Below are 18,708 nucleotides of genomic sequence, written 5' to 3' on the forward strand. Positions count from 1 at the left end.
ACCGGTGAAGCGGAACTCAGAGTAACTGAATGGCTGGTGAAGCCTTTCGATGCTCCTATGTTGTGTTAAGTGTTGGCAGATATCTGGACCCCGCCCTAGCGGTCCGGACTTGGACCCCGAACTTCCCCCTCCCCATATGAAGTCCGGGGTTTTTTTTGCCCGGAATTTGCCCAAGGCCTGCAGGCGCGGGCTTGCCCGCCCCCGCAGGTTGCCGGCAGGCTTCAGGCCACCGGCTTGTCTTCCAGCTCCATCCAGTCCGCCAGCACCCGGTAGGCTTCTTCCAGACCGAGGCGCTTGGGCGCCGAGAACAGCTGGATGGACGCCGCCTCGCCCCAGCCCTTGCGAATTTCCGACTGCACCTTGAGCAGGGTGTTCTTGCCCGCGCCGTGGGTGAGCTTGTCGGCCTTGGTCAGCAGGATGTGCATGGGCATGCCACTGGCCTTGGCCCAGTCGAGCATCATCTTGTCGAAGTCGGTCATGGGGTGGCGCACGTCCATCAGCAGGATCACCCCGCGCAGGCACTCGCGCCCGCCCAGGTAGGCTTCCAGGTGCTTCTGCCAGTGCTGCTTGAGCGGGATCGGCACTTTCGCATAACCGTAACCCGGCAGGTCGACCAAACGCCGTTCATCGTCCAGACTGAAGAAATTCAACAGCTGGGTGCGCCCCGGGGTCTTGGAGGTTCGCGCCAGGCTGGCATGGGTCAGGGTATTGAGGGCGCTGGATTTACCGGCGTTGGAACGGCCGGCGAAAGCCACCTCGTAGCCCTGGTCTTCCGGGCATTGTTCGACCTTGGCAGCGCTGAGGGCGAATTTGGCTTTCTGGCAGAGGCCGAGGATGGGGTTCTTGACTTGCATGGGATATCCGATGTGGGTGTTGCCTGATCCAGGCCGCGTTTCCGTTTGGAGGGCGGAAGTATATAATGCCCCAGTTTTTGTGTGCTCATTCTCCCAGCGAAGGAGAACGGGCATGGGGTGTCGATCACTAGCTCGCGCATCAGAACGCAGCGCGGCCCCCAACCCTGTCAGGTCGTTCCGCATGGCGAAATGGCTGCTGGCGGTCGGTATGTTCCTGCCGTTTTTCAGCGCACAGGCTACACAGGATCCCGAGGCGTTGTACAACCGCACGTGTGCGGCCTGTCACGCCGGACAGCTGCCACAGGCCCCCAGGAAGGGCGATGCGGCCGCTTGGGAGCCCAGGCTGGCGCGAGGCGTGGATGTGCTGGTGGCGCATGTTACCCAGGGTTTCAAGGCTATGCCGCCGCGTGGATTGTGCATGGACTGCAGTGCCGAGGACTACCGGTTGGTCATCCTTTGGATGAGCGGCAGTCCCGATACATAACATTTCACCCTTAGCCGTGTTGGATTAGCTGATGAACAAACTATTCGTGAGTCTGCTGTTGACCATGGGTGTCGCAGGTGCGGCCACTGCTGCCGACCCCATCAAAGGCGATGCCGCTGCCGGCCAGGCGAAGACTGCGGTCTGTGGTGCCTGCCATAACCCCGATGGCAACAGCCTGGCGCCGAACTTCCCGAAACTGGCCGGCCAGGGCCAGCGCTACCTCGAAAAGCAATTGCACGATATCAAGTCGGGCAAGCGTACCGTGCTGGAGATGACCGGCATGCTCGAGCCCTTCAACGACCAGGACCTGGCCGACATCGCCGCCTACTTCGCCAGCCAGAAAGGCAGCGTCGGTGCGGCGGATCCCAAGCTGGTGGAGCGCGGTCGCGCGTTGTTCAACGGCGGCGACCTGGACAAGGGCATGCCCGCCTGCACCGGCTGCCACTCGCCCAATGGCGCGGGCATCGCCCTGGCAGGTTTCCCGCACCTCAGCGGGCAGCACTCGCAGTACGTCACCAAGCAGCTCACCGACTTCCGCGAAGGCAACCGCACCAACGATGGCGATGCCATGACCATGCGCACCATTGCCGGCAAGTTGAGCAACAAGGATATCGAGGCGCTGGCCAGCTATATCCAGGGGTTGCACTGAGGTCTGGCGTTAACACTCGGTTAATGCAATATCGCTAAACATGAAAAGGGTGGCCCTGGCCGCCCTTTTTTCTGGCCCCAGCCGTTACACTACAGAACTCGAGCCCTTCATGACCTGTCACAGCATAGGTCGTGTCGAGGCGACCACTGACTGCTCAGGAGTAAAGCATGCGTAAACTGATTCTCAGCGCTGCGCTGGTCGCCGCCAGCGTATTCGGTATGGCCGCGGTACAGGCTGCAGAGCCTGTGGCCGGCAAGGAATATATCGAGCTGAGCAACCCGGTTCCGGTCTCGGTGCCCGGCAAGATCGAAGTCGTCGAGCTGTTCTGGTACGGCTGCCCGCACTGCTATCACTTCGAACCGACCATCAACCCCTGGGCTGAAAAGCTCCCGGCTGATGTCAACTTCAAGCGTATTCCAGCCATGTTCGGCGGCCCATGGGATGCCCACGGCCAGATGTTCCTGACCCTCGAAGCCATGGGCGTCGAGCACAAGGTCCACGCTGCCGTCTTCGACGCCATCCAGAACCAGCGCAAGCGCCTGACCGACCCGAACGACATGGCCGACTTCCTCGCCACCCAGGGCGTGGACAAGGACAAGTTCCTCGCCACCTTCAACTCGTTCGCCATCAAGGGCCAGGTCAACCAGGCCAAGGAACTGGCGAAGAAGTACGAAATCACCGGCGTACCGAGCATGGTGGTCAACGGCAAGTACCGCTTCGACCTGGGCACTGCTGGCGGACCGGAAGGCGTGCTGGACGTCGCCGACCAACTGATTGCCAAGGAGCGTGCCGCCAAGTAGGCGGCGTAGCCATGGCCCGCTTGCGTAATACGCGAAGTGTTGGCCTGCACCAGCCGCGGGTCAACGAGCATCACCTGCAGGCCCCAGGCCTGCCGGAAGATGGTCGCCTGCGGCTGCTCAGCTTCAATATCCAGGTTGGCATCAGCACCGAGCGCTATCGTCACTACCTGACCCGCAGCTGGCAGCACCTGCTGCCGCATACCGGGCGGGCCGGCAACCTGCAGAAGATCGGCGACCTGCTCGGTGACTTCGACCTGGTTGCCCTGCAGGAAGCCGATGGCGGCAGCCTGCGCTCGGGTTACGTCAACCAGGTCGAGCACCTCGCCCAGCTGGGCGCCTTCCCCTACTGGTACCAGCAGCTCAACCGCAACCTCGGGCGTTTCGCCCAGCACAGCAACGGCGTCCTCAGCCGGCTCAAGCCCCAGCATCTGGAAGACCACCCCCTGCCCGGCCCGGCTGGTCGCGGGGCGATCCTGGTGCGCTTCGGCGAAGGCGAGGATGCGTTGATCGTGGTGATGATGCACCTGGCCCTGGGTGCCAAGACCCGCGCCCTGCAACTGGGGTATATCCGTGAGCTGATCGGCGGCTATCGCCATCAGATCCTCATGGGCGACATGAACACCCACGCCAATGACCTGCTCGAGCGCTCGCCCCTGCGCGACCTCGGCCTGATCGCGCCACAGGTCGAGGCGACCTTCCCCAGTTGGCGTCCGCAACGCTGCCTGGACCACATCCTGCTCAGTTCCAGCCTTACTCTGGAACGGGTCGAGGTGCTGTCGCAGCCGATTTCCGATCACCTGCCCGTCGCCGTCGAGATCCGATTGCCGGATGCCCTGACCGCAGATACCCTGCCGGTCGTGCGCTGACACACTCAAGAGTTCGCGCTTCGCGCCGAAATCCAGTATTCACCTACTCTCTGATGCCATTACCGTTGCGGATCCAGGCATGACCGACGAAGCCGAGCGCTGGAAAGAAAAGTATCTAAAAAGCATCGAACGGCAGGAAAAGCTCGAGCGGCGCTGGGAAGCACGCCTCGACTTGCTGCGCCGTGGCCTGGTACGCAGCACCCTGGCGGCAGAAGGCAGCGACAAGATCGTCGACCAGTGCATGAAGGAAATGCGCGAGGTCATCCGCAGCGACAGCATGGACGCGGGCCTCGCCGGTCTCATCCCACGGCTGGAAAAGGCCGTGCTGGACTCCGAGCAGCGCCGTGAAACGCGCATGAACCAGGTCAGCGACGCGCTGACTTCGCTGGTTTCCCAGTTGCAGGGGCTGGAGTTGCCCGGCGACGTTTCCCGGCCGCTGAAGAAATTGGCCAAGAAGCTCGACGGCGGCGTCAGCCAGTCGCGTGAGCTGCCGCCGCTGCTCGGTGAACTGAGCGGCTTGCAGGGGCGGGCACTGTCGTCGCTGCGCAAGGCGAGCGACGAGGCGCGGCCGGGCTTTCTGCAGCGCTTGTTCGGGGGGCGTGAAGATGGGGCGCAGGCCGAGGCCGTCGAACCGGAGCATGCAGCAGCGCCCGCACGCGCAGCGGCGCAGGTCCAGGCTGTCGAGCCGAAGAACGAAGCGTTGCCAGCTCGTGACCCCGAGCCACACTCTCCAGCTCCAGCTCCAGCTCCAGCTCCAGCTCCAGCTCCAGCTCCAGCTCCAGCTCCAGCCCCGCATAGCGTGGTTGAAGCCGATGAGCTGCAGCCCTTGCCTGCGCCGCTCGGGCCTGTCGAGCCCGTTTCCGAGCCCTCCGCGCCAGATGCGCAAGTGACGCCTGTTGCCGAAGCGGTCGAGCCTGCCGCCGAGCCCGGCGAGCCAGAGCGCGTGGGTGAGTCGGAGCTCCTCGACACCCTCGTCGAGCCTGAGCCCGAGCCGGCCGAGCCGGAGACCACCGGCGACAGCGCACCGGCGGATCAAGCCGCTACCCCGGAGCCCACAGAAGATGCAGGCCCGGGCGAGGACGGCCCCTACGCCCTGCCCGACGCCGTCGAGCCGCCGTACAGCCAGGTCGCCGCGCATATCGAGGAAACCCTGATCGGCCTGCTCGACGACCTGAGCCTGCCCGAGCGCCACAAGGCGCAGGCCCTGGAGATGCGCGAGCGCGTGGCACGCGGGCTGAACTGGTACGAACTGATTCCGGTGCTGGACGACCTCGCCGTGCTGATGCTGGCCATCAACGACAGCGGCCAGCACGAGTTCGAGGCCTATCTGCAGCAGATCAACGAGCGCCTGGAGACCTTCCAGAGCCATCTGCAGGAAGCCAGCGAAGGCCATGCCGACAACAGCAGCGCGGCCCGTGACCTGGACAACCAGTTGCGTGAGCAGGTCGACGGCCTGCAGAGCAGCGTGCAGGGCGCGGCGGACATCGACAGCCTCAAGCACCTGCTGGACAACCGTCTCGAAGGCCTGCTGGTCACCATGGATGATCATCAGCACGAGCGTGACCGCCGTGAGCAGGAGCTGGCCGGGCGCCTGCAGGGCCTGGCCGAGCGCGTGGCAAGCATGGAGCAGGAAGCGCTTGGTTACCGCGAGCATCTGGAGGAGCAGCGCCAGAAGGCGCTGGTCGACCCCCTGACCGGCCTGCCCAACCGGGCGGCGTGGAGCGAACAGGTCGAGCGTGAACTTGCCGACTGGCAGGAGAACGGCGGGCACCTGGCCATGGCCATCCTCGACCTCGATCATTTCAAGCGCATCAACGACGGCTATGGTCACCTGGCGGGCGACAAGGTCCTGAAGATCGTCGCCGACCAGTTGCGCAAACGCCTGCGCGGCCGCGATTTCATCGCCCGGTTCGGGGGCGAGGAATTCGTCCTGCTGCTGCCGCAGACATCGCCCCCTGCGGCGCTGCAGGTGGCCGAGGCACTGCGTGCCGCGATCGAAGCCTGCCCGTTCCACTTCAAGGGCGAACGCGTGGTGATCACCACGTCCATCGGCGTCAGTGCCTTCCGTTCCGGCGAACGGAGCGACCAGGTACTCAAGCGTGCCGACGAAGCCCTGTATCGCGCCAAGGATCAGGGGCGCAATCGTGTCGAGCAGGGCTAGATGCGAAGGCGCAGCCGCTGAACGGCGGAAATCCTGACTCGGTAATTGAGAAGAGCACGTTATACTGTAGCGCTAATACCGACACATGACGTGCCTGCTTGTGATGAAAACGCTATTCACTGCCCTGCTCCTGATCGTACTCACTGGCTGCTCCAGCGGCCTGCGCATCGACCGCAGCCACACCTCGGCGAACCAGGACAGCCGTATCCAGTTCGTCATCCTGCATTACACCAATGCCTCACTGGAGCGCTCGCTGGCGCTGCTGACCCACGGCGAGGTCAGCAGTCACTACCTGGTGGGCGACGGCAATGCGACGGTCTACCAGCTGGTCGACGAAAGCCGCCGTTCCTGGCATGCCGGCGAGAGCCAGTGGCTGGGCCGCACCTGGCTCAACTCGAGTTCGATCGGCATCGAGATCGTCAACCCCGGCTATACCGACACCCCGACCGGCCGGGTCTGGCACCCCTACAGCGAGGCGCAGATCCAGGCGGTGATCGCCCTGGTCAGGGATATCGTCAAGCGCAACAACATCCCGCCGCGCCACATCATTGGCCACAGTGACATCGCACCGCTGCGCAAGCTCGATCCGGGGCCGATGTTCCCCTGGAAGCGCCTGGCCGACGCAGGCCTGGGCATCTGGCCGAATGCCGCAGCCGTCGCGCGCCAGCAGGTGTACTTCGAAGCCAACCCACCGAGCCCGCTGTGGTACCAGCAGCAGTTGGCGCGCTTCGGTTATGCCGTCGAGCAGACCGGCGAGCTGGACGTCTCCACGCGGCACGTGATCGCGGCGTTCCAGATGCACTTCCGCCCCCAGCGCTTCGATGGTGTGCCGGATGCGCAGACCGCAGCGATGCTGCAGGTGCTCAACGGCATGCGCTGAGGCAGGACCGCCCATCGCGCCGCGCCAACTGTCGATCCAGTTGCTATACCTTTGGTATTCAACTGGATGCCGCGCATGTCATCGCTCATCGCCTCTGTGCGCCAAATTTTCTACCGCCCCTGGCTGTTGGCCTCGTTGGTCGCACTGGCCAGCGCTGCGCTGCTGCTGGCCGCCAGCTTCGGCGTGACCGTGCAGCAGATGAAACAGAGCGAAAGCGCGCAGATGAACGCCCGTGGCGAGCGCTTTCTCGAACGCCTGGAGCAGGTGTTCGGCCAGTTGCGCGAGGGCGTCGACCAGTTGCAGGCGCAGCCGATGGCGCTGCGTGGTTGCGATGCATCGATGCTGTCTGCGTTGCGTCAGGTGGGGCTGAGCTACCGCTTCGTCTACGAGGCGGCCTATGTCGACGGCGACATCGCCTGCTCCAGCCGGGGTGGGGACCAGGTCATGCAGCCCGGACGTGCCCCGGATATCCGTGGGCCGACCTACAGCTACTGGCTCAATACCACCCCCGAGCCGAACGACAATCTTGCCGCGCTGATGCTCGGGCGCGGGCACTTCCTGGTGTCCACCTCACGCGGTCATCTCACCGATGTGGTTGACCTTCCTCCCGGCGGCAGCCTGCTGGTGGTGCTCGACCGTGGTCGGCGGGCGATTCCGGTACTCGGGCCGACCCAGCCGTGGCCGCCGACCGCGGACTGGCCGCCTCCCTCGAGCAAGGCCCTGGTCGAGCTGAGCGATCGCCTGGTCTACCGCATGCCCACCAGATCGCCGGACTACCAGCTGGTGCTGATTGCCCCGCGCGCCAGCATGCCGTTGAAGCTCGACGGCATGCTCTGGCTGTTGTTCCCCGGCAGCCTGCTGCTGGCCTGCTGCATCGGCTGGCTGGTGCTGCAACTGATCCTGCAGCGCCGCTCGATGAGCTCGGAATTGCAGCAGGCACTGCGCCGGGGCGAACTCCAGGTGCTGTACCAGCCGATCTTCGAGCTCGACAGCCGCCGCTGTGTCGGCGCCGAGGCGCTGGTGCGCTGGCGAAGGCACGATGGCAGCCTGACCAGCCCGGAGCTGTTCATTCCCCTGGCCGAGAATACCGGGCAGATCCGCCAGATCACCGATTTCGTCCTGCAACGAGTGCTGGAGCAACTGGGCCAGTTGCTGCGCGCCAACCGCCACCTTTATATCTCGGTCAACCTCGCCGCTTGCGATGTGATGGTGCCGCGCATCGGCAGGGTCGCGGCGCGGTTGCTGGCGCATCATCGGGTGTCGGCCACGCAGATTGCCTTCGAGGTCACCGAGCGCGGGCTGATCGACGTGGTGGTGGCACGCGACAACCTGCAGGCGCTGCGGTCGGTGGGGCACCAGGTGCTGATCGATGATTTCGGTACCGGCTACTGCAGCCTGGCCTACCTGCAGACCTTGCCGGTGGACTGCCTGAAGATCGACAAGGCGTTCATCGATGCCCTGGGGCACGACGCCGCCAGCAGCGGCGTTGCCCCGCACATCATCCGCATGGCCCATGACCTGCACCTGCGGGTGATCGCCGAGGGCATCGAGTGCGAAGACCAGGCAGTGCTGCTCAACAGCGAAGGGGTGAACTACGGCCAGGGCTGGCTGTTCGCCCATCCGCTCAATGCGCGTCAGTTCGCCGAGCTGATCACCCGCGGGCGACGGATGGGCGCCCGGCGGATCGACGACGAGCCGTGAACACCTTTGCGGGTGTGCAGTGTTGCAGAGGTGGGGCTCACACCGGCAGGGCCATGTAGAACTGGGTGCCCTGCCCTGGCCGCGAGAACACGCCCATGCGTCCGCCATGCAGCTGCACGATTTCCTTGCACAGCGCCAGGCCCAGGCCGGCACCGCCCTTCTTGCGTCCGACCTGCACGAAGGGTTCGAAGATCCGCCCCTGCTGGCCGTAGGCGATACCCTCACCGTTGTCCTCGACACTGACGATCACCCGCTCGGCATGGCGCCGTGCATGCAGGCGGATATGCCCGCCGCTTGCGGTGTGGCGGATGGCGTTGTGCAGCAGGTTGTCCAGCACCCGGTCGAGTTGCGCGAGGTCGGCCTGGATGCGTGGCAACGGCTGCTCCAGCTCGCTGACCAGCTCGATCTGCTTGCCCTGCGCGGCCTCGGCGAAACGCCCGCGTGCCCGTTCGAGCAGGTCGTCGATCGCACAGGGTGCCAGTTCCAGCTTCTGCAGGCCGCTCTGGTAGCGCGAGAAGTTGAGCAGGTCGTTGATCAGCTGGGTCAGGCGCTGCATTTCCTCGCCGATGGTTTCGAGCAGGTCGTTTTCCCGCGCCTCGGGCGGGAAGCTGACCCGCTCGCGCAGCAGGCCGAAGGCCATGTGCATGCCGGTGATCGGTGTGCGCAACTCGTGGGACGCGCGCAGCACGAACTCGCTGCGCACCCGCTCGAAGGCGCGCTGCTCGGTGACGTCGTGCAGCACCATCACCGCACCGAGGATCGGGCCTTGGGGATGGCTGACCGGGGTCAGGCTGTAGGTCAGCAGGCGGGCTTCGTCGTCGACCTCGATACTCAGGTCTTCCGGGGGGCGGTCCAGGCTGCCGCCGCGCAGCACCTGACGAATCTGCTGCTCCAGCTCGGGCCGGCCGAGGGTTTCGGCCAGGCTTCTGCCGAGCCGCGAGGTATCCCAGCCCAGCTGGCGTTGCGCGACCGGATTGAGGTGCTCCAGGCGGCCCTGGCGGTCGATCATCAGCAGGCCATCGTCGATGCTGTCGAGCACGGCCTGCAGCCGTTGCTGGCCGGCCAGCAATTCATCGATGTTGGTGGCCTGGTGCTTGCGCAGCGCATCGGCCATCAGGCCGAAGCGGCGGGTCAGCTGGTTGAGCTCGATCGCCTGGGTGACCGGCAGCGTCACATCGAAGTTGCCCTGCCCGACCTGGTCGGCTGCCTTGGCCAGCGCCTCGATGGGCTGTCCGAAGCGCCTGGCGATGTTGTGCGCGGTGATGAAGCCCAGCACCACCACGACCAGGCCCATCAGCCCCAGCGCGCCGCTGACCAGCAGGGCGTGGTCGCGGGCGTGTTCCTCACTGCGCGAAATATGCTCCAGCGCCTGTTTGTGCGAGTCGATCAGGTCGGTGCGTACTTGGTTGAAGGCAGCACCCAGCGGGTCGTCAACGCCCATGCTGCGCCACGGCGAGGTGCTGTCGCGATAGGCCTGGAGAAACGCCTGGTAATTGCTGCTGGCCTTGCTGAAACCGGTACGTTCACCACCCTGCTCGAGGCCGGAGACCAGCAGTGTCTGGAAGTTTTCCTGCAGGCTCACCAGGCTCTTCGGGTCGGTGTCTGCGTCGAGCATCAGGTTCAACTGCTCACCCAGGTTCTGGCGCAGTTTCAGCCCGACTTCCAGCGTGTGGTTGGTGTCGCGCACCAGGCGCTGTTGCGCGGCGGCCATCTGCAGCACGCTGACCAGCCCCAGCAGCAGGCCCAGCAGGGCCACCGTGACCAGCGCCGAGATGCTGAGGAACAGCCGTGTGCGCAGCTTCATCGGCCACCTCACAGGTTGTACTGCTTACGCTTGCGGTACAGGGTGGAGGCGTCGATGCCCAGGGTCTTGGCCGCCTGGTCGAGGGTGTCGCTGGCGGCCAGCACCGCGCCGATGTGGGCGCGCTCCAGCTCGTCAAGGCTCAGCGCCGCACCGACCCGCGGGGCATTGCCGGTGGGCTGTTCGCCCATGCCCAGGTGGCTGATCTCGACGCGTTCCTGCGGGCAGATGATGCTGGCGCGCTCCACCACGTTGCGCAGTTCGCGGATGTTGCCCGGCCAACGGTAGTTGAGCAGTGCGGCACGGGCTTCGTCGCTGAAGCCGCGCGCCGGGCGGGAGTATTCCTTCACGAAGCGGGCCAGGAACCGGTCGGCCAGGGTCAGGATGTCCTCGCTGCGTTCGCGCAACGGCGGCAGGTGCAAGGTGATGACGTTGAGGCGGTACAGCAGGTCTTCACGGAAGCGGCTCTCGCGCACCATCTCTTCAAGGTTGAGGTTGGTGGCCGCCAGGATGCGCACATCGGCGCGACGGGTGACCGGGTCGCCAACGCGCTCGTATTCCTTGTCCTGAATGAAGCGCAGCAGCTTGGGCTGCAGGGTCAGCGGGAAATCCCCGATCTCGTCGAGGAACAGCGTACCGCCGTCGGCCTGGCTGACCCGACCCAGCGTGCTTTCGCTGGCGCCGGTGAAGGCCCCGCGGGTGTGGCCGAACAGTTCGCTTTCCATCAGCTCGGCATTCAGCGACGGGCAGTTGATGGTCACGCAGGCCTTGCGTGCGCGCTTGCTCCAGCCATGGATCGCGCGGGCCAGTTCGCCCTTGCCGGTACCCGACTCACCGAGAATGAGGATGTTGGCGTCGGTGGTTGCCACCTGCCGCGCGGTTTCCAGCACCGCCATCATCTGCGGGCTGTGGGAGTCCAGGCCGTCCTTGGGCTTGCGCACCTCGCCTTCGAGTGCCTCGAGCCGCGCCGACAGCTGGCGTACTTCCAGCTGCTTGGCCGTGGCCAGGCGCAGCTGGTCGGGGCTGCAGGGCTTGACCAGGTAGTCGGCGGCGCCGGCCTGGATGGCATCCACCGCAGTATCGATCGCCGAGTGTGCCGTGACGATCACCACACGCATCCAGGGCGCCTGGATACGCATCTGTGCCAGCACGTCGAGGCCGTTGTCTTCGCCCAGGCGCAGATCGAGGAAGCACAGATCGAACACCTGGCGCTGCAGCAGGGTCTCTGCCTGGGCGGCACTGTTGGCCGTGGCGACGCTGTAGCCCTCGTCTTCGAGGCAGTAACGGAAGGTACGCAGGATCGCGGACTCGTCGTCCACCAGCAGAATGCGGCCTTGGTTGTCCTGGGCTGATTCCATTTTTCCTGCGCTCCTTTGGGATAGATCTCAGTTAGTGTCGGAAAAATCGGGCAAGTTGCATGGTCGATTCTGAAGTATTCCGTCCTATGCATGCTAGCCGTTGCCCCAACTGTTGGCTAACTGATTGAAATAAATTGGATTTTCGCGCTGGACCGTTCTGGCATGCAGGTTGCGAGGATCCTTGGCTTTACGACGAAAAAGGAGAATGCCCATGCCTTTATTCACCCGTAACCACGCGCTGGCTGCCGGCCTGGCGCTGGTCATCAGCCCTGCCTTCGCCGACCCGGTGCAGGACGCGCGGCTCGAGAGCGCCGTGCAGACGGCCGTGTCGCTGAACAAGGTGCTCAATCCGTTCCGCATCCAGGTCGAAGTGCAAGGGCAGCAGGCCCGCCTCAGCGGTGAGGTGGAAAACACTGTGGAGCGCGACCTGGCCGAGCGGGTGGCCCTGGCTACCCGCGGTATCGAGCGGGTGGACAACCGCCTGCAGGTCAATGCGCAGTTGGCCGAGCGCCCGCTCGAACTGCGCGCCTACGCCCAGCGCCTGGAAGACGCGACCCTGACCGCGATCATCCGCGCGCGCCTGCTGTGGAGCCGGGTCACCGAGAAGGCGCCGATCGAAGTCGAGAGCCGCGAGGGTGTGGTGACCATGCGTGGCCGGGTAGACAACGTCGAGGCCAAGGAACTGGCGGGGGTCATCGCCCGCACCAGCGAGGGCGTGTACCTGGTCAACAACCTGATCAGCCTCGATTCCGCTGCCATGGCCCAGGCCCGGGAAAATCCTGTCAGCGCTGCCGAAGGGCCGCAGCCCAGTGATGCCTGGATCATCGACAAGGTGCAGAGCAGCTTCCGTTACAGCCGCAACCTGGACGGCCCGAACATCAAGGTGGCGAGCCAGGAAGGTCTGGTGCGGCTGTCGGGAGAAGTGGTCAGCAACGAGCAGAAGACCATCGCCGTGCAGATTGCCGGGCAGATCCTCGGCGTACGCGGGGTGGACGCCGATCTGCTGAAGGTGGCGAGCAAGGTGGAAGGCTGAATCGTGCAAAACGCACGGCCTGCAGCAGGGCATCGTGCAGGATACGTCCCCGTCCTCTTTGTGGTCTGTATTTAACTTGTTGATTTATAAGGAATTTATTCGTTCGTAAAAGCTGGCATGCAGGCTGCAATAATCTCCTCAAGGTTTGGATAACAAAGACAGCAGGAGGAGCCGGCATGAACCGTCAAGTCAATCGCTCGCAGGATGCAGCACTGCACATGCACCAGTTCATGTATCTGGCGATGGCGCTGGTCCTGACGCTCGCCGCCGGCCTGTTCTATCACAGCTGGCAGACCGCTCGCCTGGCGGACCAGGTAGCGGCCCAGACTGCGCTGCTGACGCAATTGAAGACGAATCACGCCACCACCCTGGTCAAGGCAGCCCAGCCGCTGCCTTCGGCCAAGGCTTCTCCGGCAACCCTGGACAGCATCGTTCCCCAGGAACGCTGGGTGTTCTGAGTAGTGCGCCGACCCGATCCCGAAAAGAAAGGAGAATCACCATGCTGAGCTGGGCTATTACATTCCTGATCATCGCCATTGTCGCCGCCGTGCTGGGCTTCGGTGGTATCGCCGGCGCTGCAACCGGTATCGCGAAGATCCTGTTCATCGTCTTCCTGGTCCTGTTCGTCGCTTCCTTCTTCTTCGGCCGTGGTAGAGGTTGACGATCATGAGCAGGATGCTCTGCAAAGCCCTGGCCACCGCCCTGCTGCTGGGCGGTGGCACGGTGGCCATGGCAGCCAATGACGGTCAGATGCGGGCCAACCAGTTGCTGGGATCGGACCCGGAGTACCGCCAGACCTGGCAGAAGACCATCAAGAACGAAGAGCGGTTGCCTGAGTGGGTGATCAACCTCAGTGGCAGCTCGGCGCAGCAGATGTCCGCAGTGACCGAGGACGGCGACAAATACCTCGTCGGCCCGCTGTGCGAGTCGGACACCAACTGCACCTACAAACGCCTGATCGTGGCGTTCAGCTGGGACAAGGACGAAGCCTACGGGATGCTCGTGGAGGTTCCCGAAGGCCTGCCCTCGGACAAGTCGCCGACCCGTCATGCGGACTACCGCTGGCTGGGCAAGCCGGACGAAGGCATGCAGAAGATGCTGCAGGAGCAGCTCAAGCGCGACCCGAACTGGTACTGACCGGCGGTCGGGCACTGTAATCAGATGGAAGCGCAGCTTCTTTAGCGTTGCGCCTTCCATGATGCGCCGCCTCGAGGAGAGGCAGCACATGACCAGGGGGCCGGGCTGTTCTGATCGCTTCAGGGTCGGAGTGGCCTAGGGGTACAGGGAGTACCTCCGACAAGGGCCGGGTCAGGAGAGACAGCATCGGAAGATCCAGGTCAGCGTGTCAGACAAGGCACAAGGTTCTGGCCTGGCTTCCGAAGCGTCCATTCGGAGACTTCCTTCCTTAAACGTACTTGTACGATTTTTCCTTCGAGACACATTTTGTCGTAACCGTACATCGAAATTTTTTCCCTCCGATCACGGTGCGCGAGCCGTACGATCCGGCCCATTCGGATTGTCGAACAACCCCTTCCAGCCTTCGAACGGATACCGCCGTTTCTGCCGAAAAATGGCGGTTTGGCCATGTTCGGAAATCCGAACGAGTGGATTTTTAAGCCGCTGTATTGGCCGATTTGCAGTCTTTTCCTATGCCGATTCGGCATGGGGTAGTCGTTTCCGGCATTAGACTGCCCCCCTTCCCATCGCAATAGTTGCCGCCTTTTTCGCTGGCCCGAGCGTTCGTTCGCTCGCTGGCGGTGACCGTCGAAACGGGTCGCCGGACGGAAGCCAATCGCTGCCCGTGACGTTGCCAACGGCTCTGGGACGCGGTTTTCCGCTCTGCTGACCATGACCACTACAACAAAGGTAACGACATGAAGAAGGCAAAACTGAGCCTCGCCTGGCAGATCGTGATCGGTCTGGTACTGGGTGTTGCAGTCGGCGCGCTGCTGAATCACTTCAGTGCAGAAAAGGCATGGTGGATCAGCAACATCCTCCAGCCTGCCGGCGACATCTTCATTCGCCTGATCAAGATGATCGTCGTCCCGATCGTGATTTCGTCGCTGATCGTGGGCATCGCCGGGGTTGGCGACGCGAAGAAACTGGGCAGTATCGGCCTGAAGACCATCCTCTACTTCGAGGTGGTGACCACCATCGCCATCGTCGTCGGCCTGGTCCTGGCCAACGTGTTCCACCCGGGCGCCGGTATCGACATGAGCACCCTGGGCACGGTCGACATCTCCAAGTACCAGGCCACTGCGGCCGAGGTGCAGCATGAGCATGCGTTCATCGAGACCCTGCTCAACCTGATCCCGTCGAACATCTTCGCAGCGCTGATGCGTGGCGAGATGCTGCCGATCATCTTCTTCTCGGTCATGTTCGGCATGGGCCTCTCGAGCCTCAACGCCGACCTGCGCGAGCCGCTGGTGCGTACCTTCCAGGGCGTGTCGGAGACCATGTTCAAGGTCACCCACATGATCATGAACTACGCCCCGATCGGCGTGTTCGCCCTGATCGCCGCGACCGTCGCCAACTTCGGCTTCGCCTCCCTGCTGCCGCTGGCCAAGCTGGTGCTGCTGGTGTACTTCGCCATCGCCTTCTTCGCCTTCATGGTGCTGGGCCTGGTGGCGCGCGTGTTCGGCTTCTCGATCATCAAGATCATGCGCATCATGAAAGACGAGCTGATCCTCGCCTACTCGACCTCCAGCTCCGAGACCGTGCTACCACGCGTCATCGAGAAGATGGAGAAGTACGGTGCACCGAAGTCGATCTGCTCCTTCGTGGTACCGACCGGTTACTCGTTCAACCTCGACGGTTCGACCCTGTACCAGAGCATCGCGGCGATCTTCATCGCGCAGCTGTATGGCATCGACCTGTCGATCAGCCAGCAACTGCTGCTGGTGCTGACCCTGATGGTCACCTCCAAGGGTATCGCCGGTGTGCCGGGCGTCTCCTTCGTTGTACTGCTGGCGACCCTGGGCAGCGTGGGCATCCCGCTGGAAGGCCTGGCCTTCATCGCCGGTGTCGACCGCATCATGGACATGGCCCGTACCGCGCTGAACGTGGTGGGCAACGCCCTGGCCGCGGTGGTCATCGCCAAGTGGCAAGGCATGTACGACAGCGCCAAGGGCGAGGCGTACTACAACTCGCTGTTCCAGGCCGACGGCAAGAAAGAAGCTGCGGTGGCGGGCAAGACCGTCAACCAGTAAGCCTCGAGCTGCAAGCATAAGCCCCGACCCGTCGGGGCTTTTTGCATTGTAGAGTCCGACGCGCTCGTACAGGGGGCGGATCGGATTCAGAGCGCCTTATGCGCTATCATTCGAGCATTTTTCAGGGGGACTTCAGATGCTCAACGGCCTCTGGCTCGGCTTTTTTGTGGTGGCGGCCATCTCCGCCCTGGCCCAGTGGCTGGTCGGTGGCAACGCGGGAATCTTCGCCGCGATGGTCGAGAGCATCTTCGCCATGGCCAAACTGTCGGTCGAGGTCATGGTCCTGCTGTTCGGCACCCTCACTTTGTGGCTGGGCTTTCTCAAGATCGCCGAAAAGGCCGGCATCGTCGAATGGCTGGCCAAGGTCCTCGGCCCACTGTTCGCGCGCCTGATGCCGGAAGTACCGCCCGGCCACCCTGCCCTGGGCCTGATCACCATGAACTTCGCCGCCAACGGCCTGGGCCTGGACAACGCTGCCACGCCCATCGGCCTGAAGGCCATGCGCGCGTTGCAGGAGCTCAACCCCAGCAGCACCACGGCCAGCAACGCGCAGATCCTGTTCCTGGTGCTCAACGCCTCGTCGCTGACCCTGCTGCCGGTGACCATCTTCATGTACCGCGCCCAGCAAGGCGCCACCGACCCGACCCTGGTGTTCCTGCCGATCCTGCTGGCCACCAGCGTTTCGACCCTGGTCGGCCTGCTGTCGGTCGCCGTGATGCAGCGCCTGCGCCTGTGGGATCCGGTGGTGCTGGCCTATTTCATCCCCGGCGCCCTGCTGCTGGGTGGCTTCATGGCGTTTCTCGGCACCTTGTCGGCGGCTGCATTGGCGAGTCTGTCGTCGATCCTCGGCAACCTCACGCTGTTCGGGGTGATCATGCTGTTCGTGGTGATCGGTGCGCTGCGCAAGGTGAAGGTCTACGAGGCCTTCGTCGAAGGCGCCAAGGAGGGCTTCGATGTCGCCAAAAGCCTGTTGCCCTACCTGGTGGCGATGCTGGTCGCGGTGGGTGTGCTGCGCGCCTCGGGAGCGCTGGAGCTGGCCCTGGACGGTATTCGTCATGCCGTCGAATGGATGGGCGTGGACAGCCGCTTCGTCGAGGGCCTGCCCACCGCGCTGGTCAAGCCGTTCTCCGGCAGTGCGGCGCGGGCGATGCTGATCGAGACCATGCAGACCCACGGCGTCGACAGCTTCCCTGCCCTGGTGGCCGCGACCATCCAGGGCAGCACCGAAACCACCTTCTACGTGCTGGCCGTGTACTTCGGCGCCGTGGGCATCCAGCGTGTGCGCCACGCCGTTGGCTGCGCGCTGCTGGCCGAGCTGTCCGGGGTGATCGCGGCGATCTTCGTCTGCTACTGGTTCTTCGCCTGAGCCTGCATGCGTGAAGCCTGGGCCACGGTCCAGTCCACCACCTGGCGGGTGAGCCGGTCGCTGGCAGCACCGAAGCCGCTGACCACCGCCGGCACCTGCCTGTCGGCCAGCGGCTGGCGCACCTCGAAGCGCTGGCTGGCGAGGATGCGCTGGCTGCGCCCCTGCACCAGTCGCGCATCGTAGCGGACCAGCACCTGTACGCCTTCCTGGCGGTATTCGCTCTGGAACGCCTGCAGCTCGCCCACCAGTTCGTAGTCGGCCTGCAGGTTGCTGTCATCGGCGCTCAGGCGCTGGACCCGACCGTCGCGCTGGAAGGCATCGAGCAGGCGGTTGCGCACCAGCAGCGGTACCGGATCGCTCCAGCGCGCGCCCTTGTAGCTGCTGATCACATCCCCCTGCGGGATCACGGCGATGCGCGGCCCGGCCAGCGCCTCGCTGGCCAGCGGCTTGTTCAGGCGCAGCGACCAGTCCACTGCCGTCGCAGCCTGGGTTGGCTGGTTGACCGGCAGGCGATAGATATCGGTCGGTTCGGCCTGCGGCAGGATCGAGCAGGCGCTGGCCAGGCTCAGCAGGCTGCCTGCGGCGAGCAGGCGAAGGGACGGCCTCATGGCTGGAACTCCTTGTTCGGATCGCGGCCCAGCAGGTAGCCGCTGGGGTCGGCCTCCAGGCGCCGGGAAATGCCCTTGAGGGCGTTGAGGGTTTCGCGCAGTTCGCGGATGGCCGGAGCCAGTTGATTCAGACCCTGGGCGCCATCGTCGAGCGCTTCGCGGTTGTTCTTGAGCAGGTCGTTGATGGTCGCGGTGCTCTGTGCCAGCGACTGCATGGCCTGTTCGGCGCTGCCGAAGGCCTGCTTGCCTTCGCTGCCCAGCAGGCCATTGGCATTGCGCATCAGGGCCTGGGTCTCGGCCAGGGTGGCGCTGGCCTGCTTGCCGACCTGGCCCAACTGCTCGATGGCCTGGGCGATGCCACCCTTCTGGCTGGCGAAGGCGCCGGTGGTCTGCTCGAGATTGGCCAGGGTGTTGCTCAGGCGCTCGATGTTGTTCTCCGAGAACATCTGGTTGGCGTTATGCAGCAGCAGGTTGATGTTGGTCACCAGGTCGCTGCTGTCGTTGAGCAGCCGCGAGATCGGCGATGGCGAGGCGACGATCACCGGCAGTTGCCCGTCCTTGCCCTTGAGCGACGGGCTCTGCGGCGTCCCCCCGCTGAGCTGGATGAACGAGTTGCCGGTCACCCCGGCGAGGGTGAGCTTGGCCTGGGTGTCTTCCTTGACCGGCGTATCGGCGCTCAGGCGGATGCGTGCCAGCACCCGGCGTGGGTCCTGCGGGTCGAGGCGCAAGGTGCTGACATCGCCGACCTTGATGCCGTTGTACTGCACCGCACTGCCCCGGGACAGGCCCGAAACCGCTTCGTTGAATACCACTTCGTAATCCTTGAAGGCATCGTCGACGCTGGACTTGGTCAGCCACAGGCCGAACAGCATGGCGCCGGCCACGACCAGCACGGTGACCAGCCCAATGAGGACGTGATGAGCTCGGGTTTCCATCGT

18 protein-coding genes are annotated in these 18,708 nt (G+C 64.3%); 13 read left to right on the top strand and 5 right to left on the bottom strand.

Going from position 1 to position 18,708, the window contains the following annotated elements; all coding sequences use genetic code 11:
• Positions 1-221: 221 nt before the first annotated feature.
• Positions 222-854, bottom strand: coding sequence for a ribosome biogenesis GTP-binding protein YihA/YsxC (yihA, locus tag AC1TXO_RS00395; protein ID WP_486404557.1), 633 nt, complete (start codon positions 852-854; stop codon positions 222-224).
• 181 nt (positions 855-1,035) lie between these two features.
• Between yihA and AC1TXO_RS00400 the strand changes: the two genes are divergently transcribed.
• From AC1TXO_RS00400 to AC1TXO_RS00430, 7 genes are all read left to right on the top strand, one after another.
• Positions 1,036-1,338: a c-type cytochrome gene (locus AC1TXO_RS00400; RefSeq protein WP_486404558.1), complete on the top strand. Its 303-nt coding sequence runs from the start codon at positions 1,036-1,038 to the stop codon at positions 1,336-1,338.
• Between the two features lie 31 nt (positions 1,339-1,369).
• On the top strand, positions 1,370-1,987 hold the full coding sequence (locus tag AC1TXO_RS00405) for a c-type cytochrome (protein ID WP_486404559.1): 618 nt from the start codon (positions 1,370-1,372) through the stop codon (positions 1,985-1,987).
• 167 nt (positions 1,988-2,154) lie between these two features.
• A complete protein-coding gene (gene dsbA, locus AC1TXO_RS00410; protein WP_486404560.1) occupies positions 2,155-2,787 on the top strand; it encodes a thiol:disulfide interchange protein DsbA in 633 nt (210 codons plus the stop codon).
• Positions 2,788-2,798: 11 nt separating this feature from the next.
• Positions 2,799-3,653: an endonuclease/exonuclease/phosphatase family protein gene (locus AC1TXO_RS00415; protein ID WP_486404561.1), complete on the top strand. Its 855-nt coding sequence runs from the start codon at positions 2,799-2,801 to the stop codon at positions 3,651-3,653.
• 79 nt (positions 3,654-3,732) lie between these two features.
• Positions 3,733-5,814 carry a GGDEF domain-containing protein gene (locus tag AC1TXO_RS00420; RefSeq protein WP_486404562.1) on the top strand — a complete coding sequence of 694 codons (2,082 nt, stop codon included), beginning with the start codon at positions 3,733-3,735 and terminating at the stop codon, positions 5,812-5,814.
• 103 nt (positions 5,815-5,917) lie between these two features.
• Positions 5,918-6,694, top strand: coding sequence for an N-acetylmuramoyl-L-alanine amidase (locus tag AC1TXO_RS00425; RefSeq protein ID WP_486404563.1), 777 nt, complete (start codon positions 5,918-5,920; stop codon positions 6,692-6,694).
• Between the two features lie 75 nt (positions 6,695-6,769).
• A complete protein-coding gene (locus tag AC1TXO_RS00430) occupies positions 6,770-8,395 on the top strand; it encodes an EAL domain-containing protein (protein WP_486404564.1) in 1,626 nt (541 codons plus the stop codon).
• 37 nt (positions 8,396-8,432) lie between these two features.
• Here AC1TXO_RS00430 and AC1TXO_RS00435 read toward each other — a convergent pair whose 3' ends face one another.
• Together AC1TXO_RS00435 and algB are read right to left on the bottom strand one after the other, a co-directional pair.
• Positions 8,433-10,211, bottom strand: a complete 1,779-nt coding sequence (locus AC1TXO_RS00435; RefSeq protein ID WP_486404565.1) for a KinB sensor domain-containing domain — start codon at positions 10,209-10,211, stop codon at positions 8,433-8,435.
• Positions 10,208-11,554 (bottom strand): sigma-54-dependent response regulator transcription factor AlgB, encoded by a 1,347-nt coding sequence (gene algB / locus AC1TXO_RS00440; RefSeq protein ID WP_486404566.1) that lies wholly within the window; start codon positions 11,552-11,554, stop codon positions 10,208-10,210. Before algB ends, AC1TXO_RS00435 begins: the two co-directional genes overlap by 4 nt.
• A gap of 211 nt (positions 11,555-11,765) precedes the next feature.
• Here algB and AC1TXO_RS00445 point away from each other — a divergent pair, with 211 nt between their 5' ends.
• From AC1TXO_RS00445 to AC1TXO_RS00470, 6 genes are all read left to right on the top strand, one after another.
• Positions 11,766-12,587 carry a BON domain-containing protein gene (locus AC1TXO_RS00445; RefSeq protein WP_486404567.1) on the top strand — a complete coding sequence of 274 codons (822 nt, stop codon included), beginning with the start codon at positions 11,766-11,768 and terminating at the stop codon, positions 12,585-12,587.
• Between the two features lie 176 nt (positions 12,588-12,763).
• Positions 12,764-13,045, top strand: a complete 282-nt coding sequence (locus AC1TXO_RS00450) for a hypothetical protein (protein WP_486404568.1) — start codon at positions 12,764-12,766, stop codon at positions 13,043-13,045.
• Positions 13,046-13,086: 41 nt separating this feature from the next.
• The gene (locus AC1TXO_RS00455; protein WP_003252966.1) at positions 13,087-13,248 is read left to right on the top strand and encodes a DUF1328 domain-containing protein; all 162 of its coding nucleotides are present in this window, start codon (positions 13,087-13,089) and stop codon (positions 13,246-13,248) included.
• A gap of 5 nt (positions 13,249-13,253) precedes the next feature.
• A complete protein-coding gene (locus AC1TXO_RS00460; RefSeq protein WP_486404569.1) occupies positions 13,254-13,724 on the top strand; it encodes an inhibitor of vertebrate lysozyme family protein in 471 nt (156 codons plus the stop codon).
• Between the two features lie 737 nt (positions 13,725-14,461).
• Positions 14,462-15,796, top strand: coding sequence for a glutamate/aspartate:proton symporter GltP (gltP, locus tag AC1TXO_RS00465; protein ID WP_486404570.1), 1,335 nt, complete (start codon positions 14,462-14,464; stop codon positions 15,794-15,796).
• A 136-nt stretch (positions 15,797-15,932) separates the two neighbouring features.
• Positions 15,933-17,162, top strand: coding sequence for a nucleoside recognition domain-containing protein (locus AC1TXO_RS00470; RefSeq protein ID WP_486404571.1), 1,230 nt, complete (start codon positions 15,933-15,935; stop codon positions 17,160-17,162).
• Here AC1TXO_RS00470 and AC1TXO_RS00475 read toward each other — a convergent pair.
• Complete coding sequence (locus AC1TXO_RS00475) at positions 17,144-17,770, bottom strand: ABC-type transport auxiliary lipoprotein family protein (RefSeq protein WP_486404572.1); 627 nt, start codon at positions 17,768-17,770, stop codon at positions 17,144-17,146. The genes AC1TXO_RS00470 and AC1TXO_RS00475 overlap by 19 nt on opposite strands.
• Positions 17,767-18,705, bottom strand: a complete 939-nt coding sequence (locus tag AC1TXO_RS00480) for an MlaD family protein (RefSeq protein ID WP_402759733.1) — start codon at positions 18,703-18,705, stop codon at positions 17,767-17,769. Before AC1TXO_RS00480 ends, AC1TXO_RS00475 begins: the two co-directional genes overlap by 4 nt.
• Positions 18,706-18,708 lie beyond the last annotated feature (3 nt).

It is taken from the genome of Pseudomonas sp. FA117, from assembly GCF_057370475.1.

Bases quoted from the DNA above. Each gene is read 5' to 3' on its own strand.
- yihA (WP_486404557.1), bottom strand. From the start codon at position 854: ATGCAAGTCAAGAACCCCATCCTCGGCCTCTGCCAGAAAGCCAAATTC.
- AC1TXO_RS00400 (WP_486404558.1), top strand. From the start codon at position 1,036: ATGGCGAAATGGCTGCTGGCGGTCGGTATGTTCCTGCCGTTTTTCAGC.
- AC1TXO_RS00405 (WP_486404559.1), top strand. From the start codon at position 1,370: ATGAACAAACTATTCGTGAGTCTGCTGTTGACCATGGGTGTCGCAGGT.
- dsbA (WP_486404560.1), top strand. From the start codon at position 2,155: ATGCGTAAACTGATTCTCAGCGCTGCGCTGGTCGCCGCCAGCGTATTC.
- AC1TXO_RS00415 (WP_486404561.1), top strand. From the start codon at position 2,799: ATGGCCCGCTTGCGTAATACGCGAAGTGTTGGCCTGCACCAGCCGCGG.
- AC1TXO_RS00420 (WP_486404562.1), top strand. From the start codon at position 3,733: ATGACCGACGAAGCCGAGCGCTGGAAAGAAAAGTATCTAAAAAGCATC.
- AC1TXO_RS00425 (WP_486404563.1), top strand. From the start codon at position 5,918: ATGAAAACGCTATTCACTGCCCTGCTCCTGATCGTACTCACTGGCTGC.
- AC1TXO_RS00430 (WP_486404564.1), top strand. From the start codon at position 6,770: ATGTCATCGCTCATCGCCTCTGTGCGCCAAATTTTCTACCGCCCCTGG.
- algB (WP_486404566.1), bottom strand. From the start codon at position 11,554: ATGGAATCAGCCCAGGACAACCAAGGCCGCATTCTGCTGGTGGACGAC.
- AC1TXO_RS00445 (WP_486404567.1), top strand. From the start codon at position 11,766: ATGCCTTTATTCACCCGTAACCACGCGCTGGCTGCCGGCCTGGCGCTG.
- AC1TXO_RS00450 (WP_486404568.1), top strand. From the start codon at position 12,764: ATGAACCGTCAAGTCAATCGCTCGCAGGATGCAGCACTGCACATGCAC.
- AC1TXO_RS00455 (WP_003252966.1), top strand. From the start codon at position 13,087: ATGCTGAGCTGGGCTATTACATTCCTGATCATCGCCATTGTCGCCGCC.
- AC1TXO_RS00460 (WP_486404569.1), top strand. From the start codon at position 13,254: ATGAGCAGGATGCTCTGCAAAGCCCTGGCCACCGCCCTGCTGCTGGGC.
- gltP (WP_486404570.1), top strand. From the start codon at position 14,462: ATGAAGAAGGCAAAACTGAGCCTCGCCTGGCAGATCGTGATCGGTCTG.
- AC1TXO_RS00470 (WP_486404571.1), top strand. From the start codon at position 15,933: ATGCTCAACGGCCTCTGGCTCGGCTTTTTTGTGGTGGCGGCCATCTCC.
- AC1TXO_RS00475 (WP_486404572.1), bottom strand. From the start codon at position 17,770: ATGAGGCCGTCCCTTCGCCTGCTCGCCGCAGGCAGCCTGCTGAGCCTG.
- AC1TXO_RS00480 (WP_402759733.1), bottom strand. From the start codon at position 18,705: ATGGAAACCCGAGCTCATCACGTCCTCATTGGGCTGGTCACCGTGCTG.